At 36.4% G+C, this 14,856-nt stretch carries 19 protein-coding genes and 1 pseudogene; 4 read left to right on the top strand and 16 right to left on the bottom strand.

All coding sequences use genetic code 11. The features are described 5' to 3' along the window. Positions 1-25: 25 nt before the first annotated feature. The 13 genes from FJR03_RS03165 to FJR03_RS03105 form a co-directional block, all read right to left on the bottom strand. On the bottom strand, positions 26-1,045 hold the full coding sequence (locus FJR03_RS03165) for an AI-2E family transporter (protein ID WP_193114213.1): 1,020 nt from the start codon (positions 1,043-1,045) through the stop codon (positions 26-28). A 14-nt stretch (positions 1,046-1,059) separates the two neighbouring features. Further along, the gene (locus tag FJR03_RS03160; RefSeq protein ID WP_193114212.1) at positions 1,060-1,860 is read right to left on the bottom strand and encodes an ABC transporter permease; all 801 of its coding nucleotides are present in this window, start codon (positions 1,858-1,860) and stop codon (positions 1,060-1,062) included. 5 nt (positions 1,861-1,865) lie between these two features. Next, entirely contained in the window at positions 1,866-3,746 is a 1,881-nt protein-coding gene (gene flgK, locus FJR03_RS03155) for a flagellar hook-associated protein FlgK (protein WP_193114211.1), read from the bottom strand. A 1-nt stretch (position 3,747) separates the two neighbouring features. Beyond that, positions 3,748-4,176 (bottom strand): hypothetical protein, encoded by a 429-nt coding sequence (locus FJR03_RS03150; RefSeq protein WP_193114210.1) that lies wholly within the window; start codon positions 4,174-4,176, stop codon positions 3,748-3,750. A 29-nt stretch (positions 4,177-4,205) separates the two neighbouring features. Continuing rightward, the gene (locus FJR03_RS03145; RefSeq protein ID WP_193114209.1) at positions 4,206-4,406 is read right to left on the bottom strand and encodes a flagellar biosynthesis anti-sigma factor FlgM; all 201 of its coding nucleotides are present in this window, start codon (positions 4,404-4,406) and stop codon (positions 4,206-4,208) included. A gap of 70 nt (positions 4,407-4,476) precedes the next feature. Further along, positions 4,477-4,782 (bottom strand): rod-binding protein, encoded by a 306-nt coding sequence (locus FJR03_RS03140; RefSeq protein ID WP_193114208.1) that lies wholly within the window; start codon positions 4,780-4,782, stop codon positions 4,477-4,479. Next, entirely contained in the window at positions 4,782-5,828 is a 1,047-nt protein-coding gene (locus FJR03_RS03135; protein ID WP_193114207.1) for a flagellar basal body P-ring protein FlgI, read from the bottom strand. The genes FJR03_RS03140 and FJR03_RS03135 overlap by 1 nt, the downstream gene beginning before the upstream one ends. Positions 5,829-5,865: 37 nt before the next feature. Next, positions 5,866-6,465 carry a 16S rRNA (guanine(966)-N(2))-methyltransferase RsmD gene (rsmD, locus tag FJR03_RS03130; RefSeq protein ID WP_193114206.1) on the bottom strand — a complete coding sequence of 200 codons (600 nt, stop codon included), beginning with the start codon at positions 6,463-6,465 and terminating at the stop codon, positions 5,866-5,868. Continuing rightward, positions 6,455-6,832, bottom strand: a complete 378-nt coding sequence (locus FJR03_RS03125; RefSeq protein ID WP_193114205.1) for a hypothetical protein — start codon at positions 6,830-6,832, stop codon at positions 6,455-6,457. Before FJR03_RS03125 ends, rsmD begins: the two co-directional genes overlap by 11 nt. Before the next feature lie 3 nt (positions 6,833-6,835). Continuing rightward, on the bottom strand, positions 6,836-7,498 hold the full coding sequence (locus FJR03_RS03120) for an exodeoxyribonuclease X C-terminal domain-containing protein (RefSeq protein WP_193114204.1): 663 nt from the start codon (positions 7,496-7,498) through the stop codon (positions 6,836-6,838). Then, positions 7,492-8,004, bottom strand: coding sequence for a hypothetical protein (locus tag FJR03_RS03115; protein ID WP_193114203.1), 513 nt, complete (start codon positions 8,002-8,004; stop codon positions 7,492-7,494). Before FJR03_RS03115 ends, FJR03_RS03120 begins: the two co-directional genes overlap by 7 nt. Before the next feature lie 3 nt (positions 8,005-8,007). Beyond that, entirely contained in the window at positions 8,008-8,433 is a 426-nt protein-coding gene (locus FJR03_RS03110) for a hypothetical protein (protein WP_193114202.1), read from the bottom strand. A gap of 62 nt (positions 8,434-8,495) precedes the next feature. Further along, the gene (locus tag FJR03_RS03105) at positions 8,496-8,708 is read right to left on the bottom strand and encodes a hypothetical protein (protein ID WP_193114201.1); all 213 of its coding nucleotides are present in this window, start codon (positions 8,706-8,708) and stop codon (positions 8,496-8,498) included. A gap of 145 nt (positions 8,709-8,853) precedes the next feature. Here FJR03_RS03105 and murA point away from each other — a divergent pair, with 145 nt between their 5' ends. Beyond that, a complete protein-coding gene (murA, locus tag FJR03_RS03100) occupies positions 8,854-10,116 on the top strand; it encodes a UDP-N-acetylglucosamine 1-carboxyvinyltransferase (RefSeq protein WP_193114200.1) in 1,263 nt (420 codons plus the stop codon). 7 nt (positions 10,117-10,123) lie between these two features. On the opposite strand, the gene FJR03_RS03095 is transcribed toward murA, so the two are convergent. Next, positions 10,124-10,498: a heat shock protein transcriptional repressor HspR gene (locus tag FJR03_RS03095; protein ID WP_283949394.1), complete on the bottom strand. Its 375-nt coding sequence runs from the start codon at positions 10,496-10,498 to the stop codon at positions 10,124-10,126. A 16-nt stretch (positions 10,499-10,514) separates the two neighbouring features. Continuing rightward, a complete protein-coding gene (locus tag FJR03_RS03090) occupies positions 10,515-11,411 on the bottom strand; it encodes a DnaJ C-terminal domain-containing protein (protein ID WP_193114199.1) in 897 nt (298 codons plus the stop codon). A gap of 99 nt (positions 11,412-11,510) precedes the next feature. Here FJR03_RS03090 and FJR03_RS03085 point away from each other — a divergent pair, with 99 nt between their 5' ends. The 3 genes and pseudogenes from FJR03_RS03085 to FJR03_RS11880 all read left to right on the top strand — a co-directional run bounded on the left by FJR03_RS03085 (position 11,511) and on the right by FJR03_RS11880 (position 13,221). After that, complete coding sequence (locus FJR03_RS03085; protein WP_193114198.1) at positions 11,511-11,999, top strand: SprT-like domain-containing protein; 489 nt, start codon at positions 11,511-11,513, stop codon at positions 11,997-11,999. Positions 12,000-12,126: 127 nt separating this feature from the next. Further along, positions 12,127-12,816, top strand: a pseudogene (locus FJR03_RS11885) (methyl-accepting chemotaxis protein); the annotation flags it as partial. Between the two features lie 9 nt (positions 12,817-12,825). After that, positions 12,826-13,221 (top strand): CZB domain-containing protein, encoded by a 396-nt coding sequence (locus tag FJR03_RS11880; protein WP_430739140.1) that lies wholly within the window; start codon positions 12,826-12,828, stop codon positions 13,219-13,221. Positions 13,222-13,271: 50 nt separating this feature from the next. Here FJR03_RS11880 and purH read toward each other — a convergent pair whose 3' ends face one another. Then, positions 13,272-14,807 carry a bifunctional phosphoribosylaminoimidazolecarboxamide formyltransferase/IMP cyclohydrolase gene (purH, locus tag FJR03_RS03075; protein ID WP_193114196.1) on the bottom strand — a complete coding sequence of 512 codons (1,536 nt, stop codon included), beginning with the start codon at positions 14,805-14,807 and terminating at the stop codon, positions 13,272-13,274. Positions 14,808-14,856: the final 49 nt, after the last annotated feature.

Genomic DNA, 14,856 nt, shown 5'->3' with positions numbered 1-14,856 from the left:
ACATATTCAATACACTTATAAAAACCTATTTTTTTAAATTTTCTCCATCATCAAGTAAAAGTGCAATCCATTGTGTCTTTTCGTTTGCATTAAAAATGATTTTGGCCATGATTGTAAGTGGAATTGAAAGGAACATCCCAACTATTCCAAGCAGCCAGCCCCAAAAAATTAATGAGAGAAAGACAACTAAGGTAGATACTCCTAAACCTTTTCCCATAATTTTAGGCTCAACTATTGAGCCTATGATAATGTTTACCGCTACATATATACCCGCTACGAGTGAAGCACTTACAAAACCCAACTCCACTAAAGATATAAGTACTGCAGGAACTGCTGCTAAAATTGAACCTATGTTTGGAATAAAGTTGAGTAAAAATGCAAGTACAGCCCAAAGGAAAGGATAATCTGTACCGATTAAGACAAGTGCTACATAGATAATAAATGCCGTCACGAAAGAGATAAGCGCTTTAATTATCATATAGTGTTTTATTTTTGAGAAGATCTCATCTATATGAGAGAGCCCATTTTTAGAACTTCTTTTTATCTTCTCGACAAAGGTATCTGCCTCTAGCAACATAAATGCAACTGTCAGAATCACAACAAAACCGTTTGTAAAAAGTGCACCGACACCTTGAACCATAGAGGAGATAAATTTCATTATCTGCTTAGCGTTTACCATCTCCGACACAGACTCTGTTGTCAAAGTGTAGCCTATAGTGTTTGCAAAATCTACAACATATTGATAATAAATATTCAGCTTCGATGAGTAATCTTCAATATTATTAGTAAACTGATATGCAGAGGTTGAGATCAGCTTTACAACTAAAACAATAAGAAGCATAAACAGACCTAAAACTACAACGAGAGAGAGTGCTGAAGGCAGACCTTTTGATTTTAAGTATGAAAATGTTGGTGCTAATATGATCGCAATAAAAATAGAGAGTAAAAAAGGAACTATGATCGATGAAGCAGTTTTAATCCCGGCTAATATTATCACTACACTGGCTAAAACAATAAAGTAGTATCCAATCTGTTTCTCTTTCATAGCCATTCCTTCTGTTAGGTTGTTTGTATATCTTTTTGGTTTGTTTTATGTTGGAGATAGTTTGAGATATTTATTAGAGAAAATGTCACCAAAAATATCATTAAACCCGGAAAGAAACTAACCCACCAAGCGATCTCAACAACATCTTTCCCGCCGCTGAGTATCGTCCCCCAGCTCATCTGCGGAGCGACTATCCCAAGTCCCAAGAAACTAAGACCCGACTCCGAGAGAATAGCTCCCCCAACTCCAAATGTAAAACTGACAAAATAGATAGGTGCTAAAATGGGTGCGTAATATTTCAGAAGAATTTTGATTTTTGAAACTTTTGCAATATCCAAAATCTTGATGTACCCTTGAGAGCCTATTTTAAAACTCTCAGCACGAATAAGCCTTGCCGTTGTCATCCAGCCTGTAATGGAGATAATAACAATTAAGACAAATATGGAAGCGTTCATATAGCTGACCATTGCCAAAAGCAAGAAGAAGGTCGGAAATGTTAAAAAGAGATCGACCAATATGATAAAAGACTTGTCAACACCGCCTCTGAAATATCCAGCGATCGAGCCTAATATAAGACCGATAAAAGATGCAATTAAAGCACTTCCCACACCGATAATCAAAGAAACTTTTCCACCTTCTATCAAACGGGCGAGCAGGTCTCTGCCAAGTCTGTCCGTTCCTAAAGGATGTGTAAGTGACGGCGATGATAAAATAGCTTGCGGTTCTAAAGTAAAAGGGCTCACACCGTAAAAGTATGAACCAAAAAATGAGAAAAGAAAGATAAAGCCTAAAACCAATATACTAAAAATTGGCATCTATACTACTGTTTAATCCCGAGTAATGTTTGCATCATCTGATCAACTGTCGTAATAACTTTAGCAGATGCACCGTAAGATGTTTGGTATTTGATAAGATTTGTCATCTCTTCATCTATACTTACTTTTGAAATAGAGTTATACTCTAATTCTGTCGCATTATACTGTGTATTTACTGTTTCACTGCGAGTGATTGCACTATTTGTAGTAACCCCGACATAGGTTGCCGTAAGGTCAAACATACCGTAAACAGTTGTGTTATAAACATCTCCTCCAACTTGAAAATCGTAGTTTTCAAATTGCTGCTGTATCATATCTAGTGCAACTCTATTATCTCCACTTGATGTTGAATACCCTGCTCTAAGCGTCGTTGGATTATCTGCGATACTAAAGTTAAGCTTGATATTTTTTGCGCTATCACCATCAAAAAACTTATGCAGTCCTATAGCTCCAGCGAAATTTGAGCCTGATGAAAACTCATTTGTTTCTAAATTGTCAACGATTGAGAATGTGTATCCTGCCCCTTTTGACTCAGCATTCATACCGAGTTCAAGTCTTAATTCCCCTGTAGCTGAAGGTTGAAAGTTAAACTCTATAAAATCATCAATATCATTATTAGCGTTTAAATCATTGTTATCATCTTTGTTTTGGGTAATTTGTCCCTCGATTGAGTTAGTTCCCGCAGCCCCAGACATAGTAGTAGCAGCATTAATCTCTATAGTTCTACGTCCCACTTCATTACCGTCGATATCATAGATCACAACATCAAAAGCTCCAGGCTTTACATTAAGATTTGAACTTAATATTGCATCGTTTTGACCTAACTCTATAACATTAGATTCCATATTTGTAGTATTACTCTGTGCATAAAGGTTGTTCGTTGATTCGATCAACCCTTTTGCGAAAGCATCTAAATCAGCAATAGTAGTTTGCAGAACTCCATTTGTAGGCATCCCTGTTGTTTCATCTATCGCACGACCGCGAAGATCAAAAATAGCACCAATCTTTCCGCCGTTAATCTCTTCTTCTAATGGAATAAGAGAACCGTCTTGTCTTTCAAAAGAGACTTCGTAAAAACCATATTCATTATTGGCCTTATCCATATGAAGCGGATGGTAAGTATTTCCATCTACGATATTAAATCCGTTTACAGAGATTGTATAACTTCCCGTTTTTGTATTTGAGTTACTATCTATTTGAATATTTGCTTCTAATTGACCCTGATTTACTTCAGCCCCGATAAGTCTTGCTAAGTCTTTCTCTAAAAGATTTCTTTTGTCTCTAAGATCACTTGCTTCATACATCCCTGCCGCTTCAGCAGTATCTATACTTAAATTCAATTCTGCAATTTGTGCCGCAATATCATTTACTTGCTCAACATTAAGTGCTAACTGGTCATTAACCTCTTGTTGCAGTGTCACTATTTGATTTTGTGTCTCTTGTATATGTCCTGCAAGTGTTTCAGTTTGTTTTGCCAAGGCAATCTTAATAGCATCATTATCCGGATTGTCAGCAAATGTTTGCCACATATCATAGTATGCCGAAAGATCTGATTTGATACCTACACCGTCAATTTCAGGAAAATAACTTGATAACTCTTCAAGTGTTCTTACTTCAAAATCACTATACTCTTTTTCAGCCGAAACTGCCGTATATCTGTCAAATACAAAGTTATCAAAAACACGTTTTATATCTTGAACAACAACACCGTTACCCACATTTCCAGGCATTGTATTTAAAGGTGTCGCAGCAGATGTGATCACTCTTTGACGAGTATACCCTTCTGTTTCTGCATTTGCAACATTGTGACCGGTCGTATTGATCCCGACTTGTGCAGCTGAAAGCCCTGAGTATCCGATACCTAAAGTATTAAATAGATTAGCCATACTATACCCTTACTTCCAAGATAGAAGAATTTTTCGATGCTACTTTATTATATCCTTGCATCTCAGTAGGAACAAGTCTCTCTAAAAAGTCATTATATAAATTACTTACTATCACAACTAATTTTGCATACTCTTTATTTACATCTCTTAGCTCTGATAGTTGAATTTTTAACTCATCCAGTAGTTTATGTTGTTCATCATTTAAAAGATCTGGTAATTGTGCATTTGGATTTTGTGTCATTAATGAAGATATTTCATAATCGATCATCGCTTTTTTAGACTCAAAACTTTTCAGTTTTTCATCTTTGATCGATAATCTATCAAATTGGGGATCGTGCTGTGCTTGCTTTATATCTTCTATATCTGATTTTGTAATTTGAATGAGGTCTTTTAAATCCTCTAAAGCACTTGTTAGATGATGCGTTAACATATCGTTATCCCCTACTTTGTTAATTGTTTTTAAAGTAGCTCGTCCGCCATCTTTTTAGATAAGGCTGAAAGGTCTACTTTATACTCGCCAGAGCTTATCGACTCTTTGAGTTGTTCTACTCTGCTATTCTCTTTAGCATTTTGAGTACCAACATTCTTATTTTCTTTAGTTTCTGAGGCATTGTTTGCATAAACATTTTGTGCCATTGAACTGTTTACTCTTGAAATCATAATTTTCCTTTGTCTTTATAAAACATTCGTAACTACAATATCGGCAAAATTATAATTTCCTAAACTATTTTTACGACTTTTGTGATAAATAATCATATAACATCTGAGAAAACCCGAAACTACCTGCACTCGCTTTTGAAAGTTCGTCCCTGTACATCGATTTATATATCTTATCACCCGGGTCGTTTTGGGATGAAAATATATTTTTTTCATCTTTCATCGCATTATCCATCAACATCTTTACGATGATCGCTTCAAAAGCGTCCGTTTGTTGTTTCAAAGCCTCATTTTCTACATTTGTATCTATCTTTGGAATTGCTTTATTGTTTGTAATTAACTGCGATTGTGCCTGCAGGGCATTTAAACCGTAACTCATTAGATCACCTCCAGTTCAGCCGAGATACTTCCAACACTTTTCATCGCTTCTAAAATAGCGATAATATCTTTTGGAGTAGCCCCGAGTTTTTGCAGTGAACGCACAAGGTTGGCAACCGTAGTCGTTCCTGATTTTGTATAGAGTTGGTTGTCATTAATACCGATAACCATATTGTTATCAACCGGCATTGAACCTTCAGGAGCTGTAATTACGTCATCCTCTACTATTTTTATAGTGATATCACCGTGTGTCAGCATTATCGGTTTGAGTTCTATATCTACACCTGCTACGATAGTACCCGTTCTTTCATTAATTACTATCTTGTCTTTTGGCTTGTACTCCATATCTACATCTTGTACCTCTGCCAAAAATTCGATCATAGAGCGGTTTTTAGGACGTTGCAGTTTTACACTGCGAGAATCGATTGCAACAGCTACCTGCGTATTGAAGTGTTGGTTGATCGCATTTTGTACACCTACGGCATTTGCAAATCCAGCCTCTTTTAAAGAGAGAGTTGCATACTCTTGGTGAAACAGATCAATATTAATCTCACGCTCAACCAAACCGCCGTTAAATACGATTCCCGTCGTTGGATGTGATTCTGCCCCGGCACCTCTTTGATTCATACCCCCTATACTGAGTGAGCCTTGTGCCAAAGCGTAGATCTTTCCATCCACCCCTTTTAGAGGAGTCATTAATAGTGTACCACCCTCTAAGCTTTTCGCATCTCCGATTGAAGAAACCGTTACATCAAGTTTATCCCCTTGTCTGGCAAAAGGTTTGAGTTTTGCAGTAACTACAACAGCGGCCACATTTTTTGACTTAATATCTACGGGGTTCATATCGATATTCATCGCTTTTAACATGTTTGCAATCGATTGGAGGGTAAATTTTGAAGTAGTACCATCACCAGTCTTTTTCAGACCCACTACAAGAGAATACCCGATAATCTGGTTTTCCCGTACACCAACGATGTTTGAAACATCGGTGATTTTAGTAGCGTAAAGTGATGATAAAAAAAGTATAAATGTTAAAAGTATTTTCATTAATTCCCCTCGTTAGTTGAGGGAAATCAAGCAAAGTTTATTCCACTTCGGGATTTGTAAGGTATGTTAAGCTTGTTTTTCCAAACTTTTTCGTTTTTTTCATTTCATATATACCTATTTTTTGAGGTATCTCTAGAGCACTCATATGCTCGATAATGATCATTTTCACCACTTCGCTTGGAAGATTTTCGATAAGCTTCATTGTATTGTCGTAGATATCTTCCATCCCCTCTCTGTAGCTAAAAGGGGGATCGATGTAGATGTAAGCATCTTCTCCCATCTTTTTCAAAGAAGAGACTACGGCGTTAATATTTTCAAAACTGTTCCCGCCCAAAACTTCACATCTGCCAGGATCCGTTTGAGAGATATTTTTCTTTAACACTTTCAGAGCATCTCTGTCTTTTTCCATAAAGTAGATCTTTTTTGCCCCGCGGCTAAGTGCTTCAAGCCCGATCGAGCCGCTTCCGCTAAACACCTCAACAAAGTTTGAATCGATCACATCAAACTGTAAAGTATTAAAAAATGACTCCAAAACTATAGCTTTAGAGCTTCTTGTAGTTGTTTTAGATGGAAGTTCTAAAACTTTTCCTTTATATTTTCCCGCTATTATTTTTTTTGTTAATTTACTATTTTTCATAAAACGCTTTTACTGCTCTTAATACATTTTCTTTATATTCATTTGTTAAAAATTCTATTCTCTTTTCAAGTACGGAAAAGTCCATCCCTTCATCTTCAAAGCTTTCCTCTTGAGATGTCGGTTGTTCCTTTTTCGGATGGAGAGATTCATATCTTTTCTCCAAAGCCAAAATAAGCTGCGACTTTGAAAAAGGTTTTAGAAGATCAGCCTCTTCATTATTTGCTATATAAAAACATTTTGGATCATTTAGACACTTCGTATCTCTGATCACAATATCGCTTTTTTTACTAGAATCAAGATATGTTCCCAAAAAAAGCTCTAAAGATTTTTGTAACAACGGTGACGAACACTCAACAGCTACTCTCATATCCTATCCTTGTAAATAATACTCGATCGTATAACGTAAATCTGTATCCAAAGTATCGAGTGTCAACAGCCACTGAAGATACTGCGGATCGTTATGGACGATCTCTTCAATATAACGTCCGTTGTATTTTCCAAAACTAAACTTTTGAAGCAATACATTTTCAAAGCTGAGATTTAACATCTCCTCTTCACTGACACTTTGAAGTAAATATTGAAAAAGAGATTTTAACACATAAACATCTTCTAATGGCTTATATACAACCTCTTTATCCTCTATAAGTTGTAATTCATAGCGTAAAAACTGCAGATCGAAGCGCTCTATATCACTAACAATATGTTTTGTCACTTTTTTCGTATCGATTATTTTGGTTTTTAATTGTACACCGTAACTATCCAAAAGGGTAAATACAAAATCATAATCGTGAACAACTATTAAGTCATCTTCGTTTAACTCTTTTAAAAACTGGTAAGACTTACTCTCTAAAAAACTGCTTTTATCTTTGATGTTCTCATTACTGATATGATGCACTGCTGAGAGTTCCGGGATTATCTTTTTCCCGTCGTTAATAAGTTCGGAGAAATAATCATCTGCACTTAAAACACTCATAGCACAGATCTTATCCTCTTTTTCATATCCTGTAGTTTTAAAATCTAAAAACACTAACATTTGACAATCCTTACCCCTTTACAGCGACTTCCTATAAAGATAAATGAAAAATATCCAGAGAGTAAAATAGCACCATAGAGGACATAGATATTATAGTAGTCAAAAAGTATAAAATCTATAATCATAAAAGCGGCACTCAGCCAAATAAGGAGCATAAACCACTTTCTCCAAAACTTTACCAAATCCCCGTAACCAATATATTCAATAAATGTTTTCTCTTTGGGACAACTGAGCAGTTTAAAACTGTAACCGCCGTAACATCTGTTAAAAATATACTTTACGCTTCTAAACAGAGCAAAAAGAACCGTTATATTTAAAGTGACTAAAAACCAAAACAGAAACAGTTCTCCAAGTGCACTTAACACTTCACTCTCAAGGCCGGGCATCCCTTTTTTAACATATAAAACCGATGTAATAAGGCCTGAGAGTACACTAGCCGATATTACACTGCACAACACAACACGAACAGCCCAGAAAAGCCAAAGGAGAAAATAAAACTTCTTCATCCTTTACGCAAACTGCCCTAACATCTCGTGATAATGTTCTAAAGTCATAAAACTCTTCTCAAATCTGTAGCGGATAATAAACTCTATAACTTTATTTTTAAACTCAACATCTACGTTTTCTACTCTGCCGAAATATCCCAACGATATGTTTTTACTTTTTACAGATGCACTTTTATCATAAGCAATTGCAAGCACCTGCAAGTAGCGCCCCTCTTTGATCTCTCCTAGATTTTCACTTTGTAGTGAAGCACCTGAGAGATTAATCGCTTTAAAGTCAAAAAGATCTTCAAATTTTTCAACTTTTTTGTCAATCCCTACCTCTTTATACAACTCTTTAAGTTTCGATAGGTTCTCTTTTCGTGCCATTTCATAGTTTGAAATAGAGAGCTTATTGCTCAAATTTTTTAATCGGTCTAATGCTGAACTCATCTGTAATTCCTTCTTTTAAAATTATACAATATAAATTTATAAAAGATGAAACCTTGGAGCTGTTAAACTATAGTATCTACCTCAAAATGATAGTAATCTTTAAGCTCACTGGAGATAAACTCTTTATACTCGGGTGATGTGATCTCATAATTTACTTTCACCAGCTCATCGTTCAAACTGTTTACAGAGTAGTCTATTTCTGCCAAATGGGGAAACTTAGGAACTATATCTTCAACAGTGGTTGTAGTGAAAAAATCATCAGGATTAAAACTCATGACATATCCTTATTTTATAATAGTTTGACACTGCACTATCTATTCCGTTGTAAAAAATTAAATTTAAACCAGTATAAACTAAACGGTAAATTAATCTATTTTCAGCTATAATAAATAAATTCTATTAAACTGCAAAAAGAGAAAGATGGACTATTTAAAAATTCAAGGGATTGACTCTCTTAACGGAACAATAAAAATATCTGGTGCAAAAAATGCATCATTGCCACTGATCGCAATGACTATACTTGCAAAAAACAAGTTAAACATTTCAAACCTTCCAAATGTTGTAGATATCAAAACTCTTTTAAAACTTTTAAGTAATTTAGGAAGTGTTTGTGAGTTTAATGAACACCATGTATCTGTAGATACAAGTTCGATCAATGAAACACGTGCTACTTACGATATAGTAAAAACAATGCGTGCATCTATTCTAGTTCTTGGTCCAATATTATCCCGCTTCGGACATTGTGAGGTTTCATTACCTGGTGGATGTGCGATCGGACAACGCCCTATCGATCTGCATCTAAAAGCGTTAGAGCAAATGGGTGCAGAGATAGATATCAATGCAGGTTATGTTGAAGCAAAAGCACCTAACGGTCTTCAAGGATGTGAGATCATATTTGATAAGATTACTGTAACAGGGACTGCAAACATTGTTATGGCTGCAGCACTTGCTCACGGTGAGACAATTATTATTAATGCAGCTCGTGAACCTGAAGTTGTACAGTTATGTGAAATCTTAGATGCAAGCGGCGTAAATATAGAGGGTATCGGTACTAGTGTGTTGAAAATACAAGGGACCGGCGGTAAACTTATAGATATAAAAGATTTTACGATCATCCCGGATAGAATTGAAGCCGGTACATATCTATGTGCAGGAGCAATTACAAACTCTGAACTCACTCTTACAGATGTTGAGCCAAACCATTTAGATGCTGTAATCGGAAAACTTGAAGAGATGGGATTTAACTTTACTATTACACAAGATACGATCACAATCCACCCTGCAACTGAGATAAAACCTGTAAAAATCATTACACAAGAGTATCCTGCTTTTCCAACAGATATGCAAGCACAGTTTATGGCCTTAGCTACTCAGGCAAACGGAACATCTATTATAGAAGAGAGACTTTTTGAAAATAGATTTATGCATGTGAGTGAATTACAACGTATGGGTGCAGAGATTGACCTAAATGGACATATTGCAACTGTTAACGGAAAAACTGCTCTTAGTGGTACTGATGTTATGGCTACAGATTTAAGAGCTTCATCTGCATTAGTTCTTGCAGGACTTATTGCTACTGGCGATACAAATATTCACCGTATCTACCATCTGGATCGCGGATATGAATCTTTAGAGGAAAAACTCCAGGAAGCCGGAGCGAAAGTTCAAAGATTAAAAGAGTAGAATCTCTCTACTCCTCAAATATAATCATCTCGTAAGTACTTCGTTTTGTAACAAGTGCTTTATCGGGTGATACAGAACGTGCATTGTTTGCACGTTGTACTTCATGACGCAACTCTGCGATCTCTTTTTCCATAGAATCTACACTTTCACGAAGTCTTAATATAATATCAACACCCGCAATGTTTACGCCAAGCTCACGAGTGAGACGTAAAATCAATTTTATTTTATCAACATCACGTTGCGAATAGAGTCTTATACGACCATCTGAACGAGATGGACAGATAAGGTTTTCCCTTTCATATTGTCTCAATGTTTGCGGATGTATATCCAGCATCTTAGAAACGATACTGATTAAATATACCGGCTCGTCATAATGGTGCATAATCTCTCCTTTAAAACTATTTTGGTAGTTTCTCTTTCATCATCTCTACTAACTCTTCATCTAAATCATCAACATTTGGAAGTACAATGTTCGCTTTTAAGTAAAGAGCACCGCGCTGCGAAGTTTTTCTATTCATAGCACCCATATCTTTAACACGGAAACTTTGGCCGTTTTTTGTATTTTGAGGCACTTTTAGTTTGATCTCTTTCTCTAGTGTTTGCACTGCAACTTTATCTCCAAAAAGTGCAGCATGTAAAGGTACATCAAACGTTTTTATAAGGTCGTCACCGTCTCTTTCATACTCAGGTGAAGGAGCGACTGTTATTTTTAAGAACAGGTCACCTGCACGACCCCCTTGTGCATGCCCTTTTCCGCGAACACGCATCTTCTCACCTGTTTTTACACCGGCTGGAATTTTAATGTCAAATCTATCCCCCTGTACACTTACAGAGTGGCTTCCACCTAAAATAGAAACATTAAACGGGATAGTTACACTCGTTTCTATATCTAAGTTTGGCTCTTGGTGAAAACCACCGCCTCCGCCGAAGCCGCCTCCAAACGGATTACCGCCGCCAAAACCGCCGCCTCCGCCGAAGCCGCCAAAACCGCCTCCGCCTGAGAACATTTGACGTAAAATCTCGTCAAGGTCAACATTACCGCCTTGAGCACGAGAAAAATCGTGGAAGTTTTGACCGCCGAACATCTGATCACCGAACTGATCGTACTGTGCTTTTTTCTCTTTATCGCTTAGTACTTCATAAGCGGCATTGATCTCTTTAAATTTTTCTTCCGCTTCCGGAGTTTTATTAACATCAGGGTGATACTGACGTGCTAGTTTTCTATACGCTTTTTTAATTTCTGTTTCACTAGCGTTTTCTGAAATTTCTAATGTTTCATATAATGATTTACTCATATCTGTTATCCTACTTCTTATAATTTATACATTTTCTTAATTAAGCTTTATTATAGCACAAAGCTTGAGTGTATGTCAATCAAGGTTAAAAGGTAGAGTATGAAAAAGAGTTTGGAAAAAATCTTTATATTTATGATCGTTTTCTTTGGCGCTATACTTGCCTATAATGCTTACAGCAGCTACGCTTTCAAGCATAATCCTCTCCCACAAAGTTATGTAGATGCCATAGGTAATAAGCAGAGTGAAGTGTTAAGAAAGATGCAAAAAAATTACGGCTTTGTTTATAAGTTCCCACTCATAGTTACTGATAAAATCAAAGGAAACCTTTACGGAGTTACCACTTATGAAAACGGACAAATAAAAATTTATCTTAATAAAAACGTGATGCAGGAAAGTTTCAAATATATGGTAGATGAAGTGATCCCACACGAATATGCACATGCTCTTTTAATGCAAAAAGGGTACTTGAATGAAACAAAAAAAGGACACTCTGCAAGATGGGAAAATGTATGTATAAACCTAGGGGGAAAAGAGTGTCGTCAGTATGTGAATCACGAGGAGATTATCAACGGAAAGCTGCCGTTTTAAGATTCGTGATGCTTTTGTGATAGTATTAGATTTATTTATGAAATAAAAAATAAACAATTTCTGTTTTTTTCATCAAATTCTATACTCATGTGTTATAATCACTTCACTAAGCATAAAGGAGTCAACTATGGGTCTTTTTGGAAATTCAAATAGAGACTTGGAACGTGTAAAAACACTAGAAGATAGAAATAATACACTTCAACAAGAAAATGATGAACTAAAACATCAGCTGCAAACTTTACAACAACAGTTGGATAGTTCAACACAACAACAATCCCTAAGCATTGCCGACACCTTGATGCATACACAAAATGTGCAACTCAAGGCAAACTTGGTTGATATTCAAGGAAATATGGCAGAATCAGTCAGTACCTCAAAAAACACATTGGCATGTGCAGATGATCTGCTTACAAACATACATGCCATTACAGATGAGACTAAAGATGTTGTTACAAGACTAAATGCATTAAATGAGGTCTCTTCAAGCTCACTGCATACCGTTTCCGGACTTTCTGAACGTACGAACGATATTACCAGTATATTAGAACTTATCAAAGATATTTCAGATCAGACAAATCTTTTAGCACTCAATGCAGCTATAGAGGCAGCTCGTGCAGGTGAACACGGTCGTGGTTTTGCGGTAGTTGCAGATGAAGTTCGTAAACTTGCAGACAGAACTGATAAAGCCGTAAGCGAGATCAATATCTCCCTGCAAACCATGAAACAAGATGTAGACAGCATCTCAGAACAATCAGAGCAAATTCAACAAGAGGTTGATAATACAAGTAGCTTTATTTCAGAGATCGATCACAAACTCCAAAACAATATGGATGAGATGAAAAACGCTTTTAAAGATATTAACTACACTACCGATCGCGTATTTATGTCTCTGGCTAAACTTGACCATATTTTATGGAAAGTAAATACATACCTCTCAGCAGCTACAAAAGAGGAACAGTTTAAATTTGTCGACCACCATAACTGTAGACTTGGAAAATGGTACTATGAAGGTGAAGGGAAAGAAGCATTCTCTCACGTTTCTCATTACGCACAACTTGAAACTCCTCATGCTACTGTACATAACGGTACACACAAAGTATTTGATCTTATAAAAGAGGAAAAAGTAGATTTACAAGCTTTAAAAGCTGCATTTGAAGAGATGGAAAAAGGAAGCGATGCCGTCTTTAACATCTTAGATAAAATTTTACACGATAAAGATTAAAGTAGAAAAGTAAGATAAAACCAAAAAAGGTTTTATCTTAAGAAGAGTTCTTAATGTAAGAAGTGGCGAACTTCTGAGAAGTAAAGAGACATACCAAATTCATTAGCAGCTTCAATAATCTCCTCATCACGAATAGAACCACCCGGTTCAATTACATTTTTAACACCAGCTGCAGCTGCAGCATCAATTGAATCGCGGAACGGGAAGAATGCTTCAGATGCAAGTGCACATCCGCTTACATCAAGACCCATCTCTTTAGCTTTTTTCAGAGCACATTGAGCAGCATCAACACGAGAAGTCATACCCATACCAACAGCTACCATTGCAGCATCTTTTACATATACTACACAGTTAGATTTTGTCAGTGAAGCAACTTTGTAAGCGATCTCAAGGTCTTTCATCTCTTCTGCAGTTGCAGCATTTTTAGACATAAGTTTTGCATTTTTAACTTCATCGTCGTTTACTTTGTCAGCATCTTGGTATACAAATCCGCCGTCAACGTGTTTGAAGTCTTTTTTATCGTTAGCAAGAACAAGTTTGTCTGAACCCATCTCAAAAAGTTTAATACGTTTTTTCGCAGCGAATACTTCTTGAGCTTCAGGAGTGATACGACCAGCAATGATAACTTCTAAGAAGATCTCATTCATTTTTTCAGCTAACTCTTTTGTTACAACACCGTTTACAGCTACAACACCGCCGAATGCTGAAACAGGATCACATTTAAGTGCTTCAACATAAGCGTCAACTAGATTGTCACGGATTGCAAAACCACATGGGTTACCGTGTTTAGTAATACACACAGCATTTTCCGCGCCGAATGCAGAAGCGATCTTAACAGCACCGCTTAAGTCGTTTAGGTTGTTGAAACTTGCTTCACCTTTTAGTGTTTTGAAGTTATTTGAGAAATGTTTGTCAAATTCGTAAAGTGCACCATTTTGGTGAGGGTTTTCACCATAACGAGTATCCATAACTTTTTCACCAACGATAAATTGTTTCTCACCGAAACCTTCGTTGAATCTCTCATTCATGTAGTTTGCGATCATTGAATCATATGCAGCTGTATGCTCGTATGCTTTGATCATGAAACCGCGACGGAAATCTTTTGTGTTTTTTTCGTTCTCAATTGCATCGATTACAACAGAGTAATCTTCAACATTTGTAACGATTAAAACTGAATCAAAGTTTTTCGCAGCTGAACGAACCATTGCAGGTCCACCGATGTCGATGTTTTCGATGATATCATCAAAATCATCAGTACGCTCGATTGTTGCTTTAAACGGGTAAAGGTTTACACACACTAAGTCAATCGGCTCAACACCAAGTTCTTTTGCTTGATCCAGGTGAGATTGTTTGTCACGACGATGTAAAATACCCCCGTGAACATAAGGGTTAAGAGTTTTTACACGCCCTTCAAAACACTCAGGAAATTTTGTGATCTCATCGATCTCGATCGCACTTACACCACTCTCTTGTAAAAGTTTGAAAGTACCACCTGTAGAGATGATCTCGTAACCATTTTTTACTAATGACTTACAAAAATCAACTACGCCAGTTTTATCGCTTACACTTACTAATGCTCTTTTCATAACTTACCTTGAAAAAAAATATAATGGAATTTTAGCGAAACTTATATTA

It is taken from the genome of Sulfurimonas marina (genome assembly GCF_014905095.1).
Lineage (GTDB): Bacteria > Campylobacterota > Campylobacteria > Campylobacterales > Sulfurimonadaceae > Sulfurimonas > Sulfurimonas marina.
This window is presented reverse-complemented; position numbering and strand designations above follow the sequence as displayed.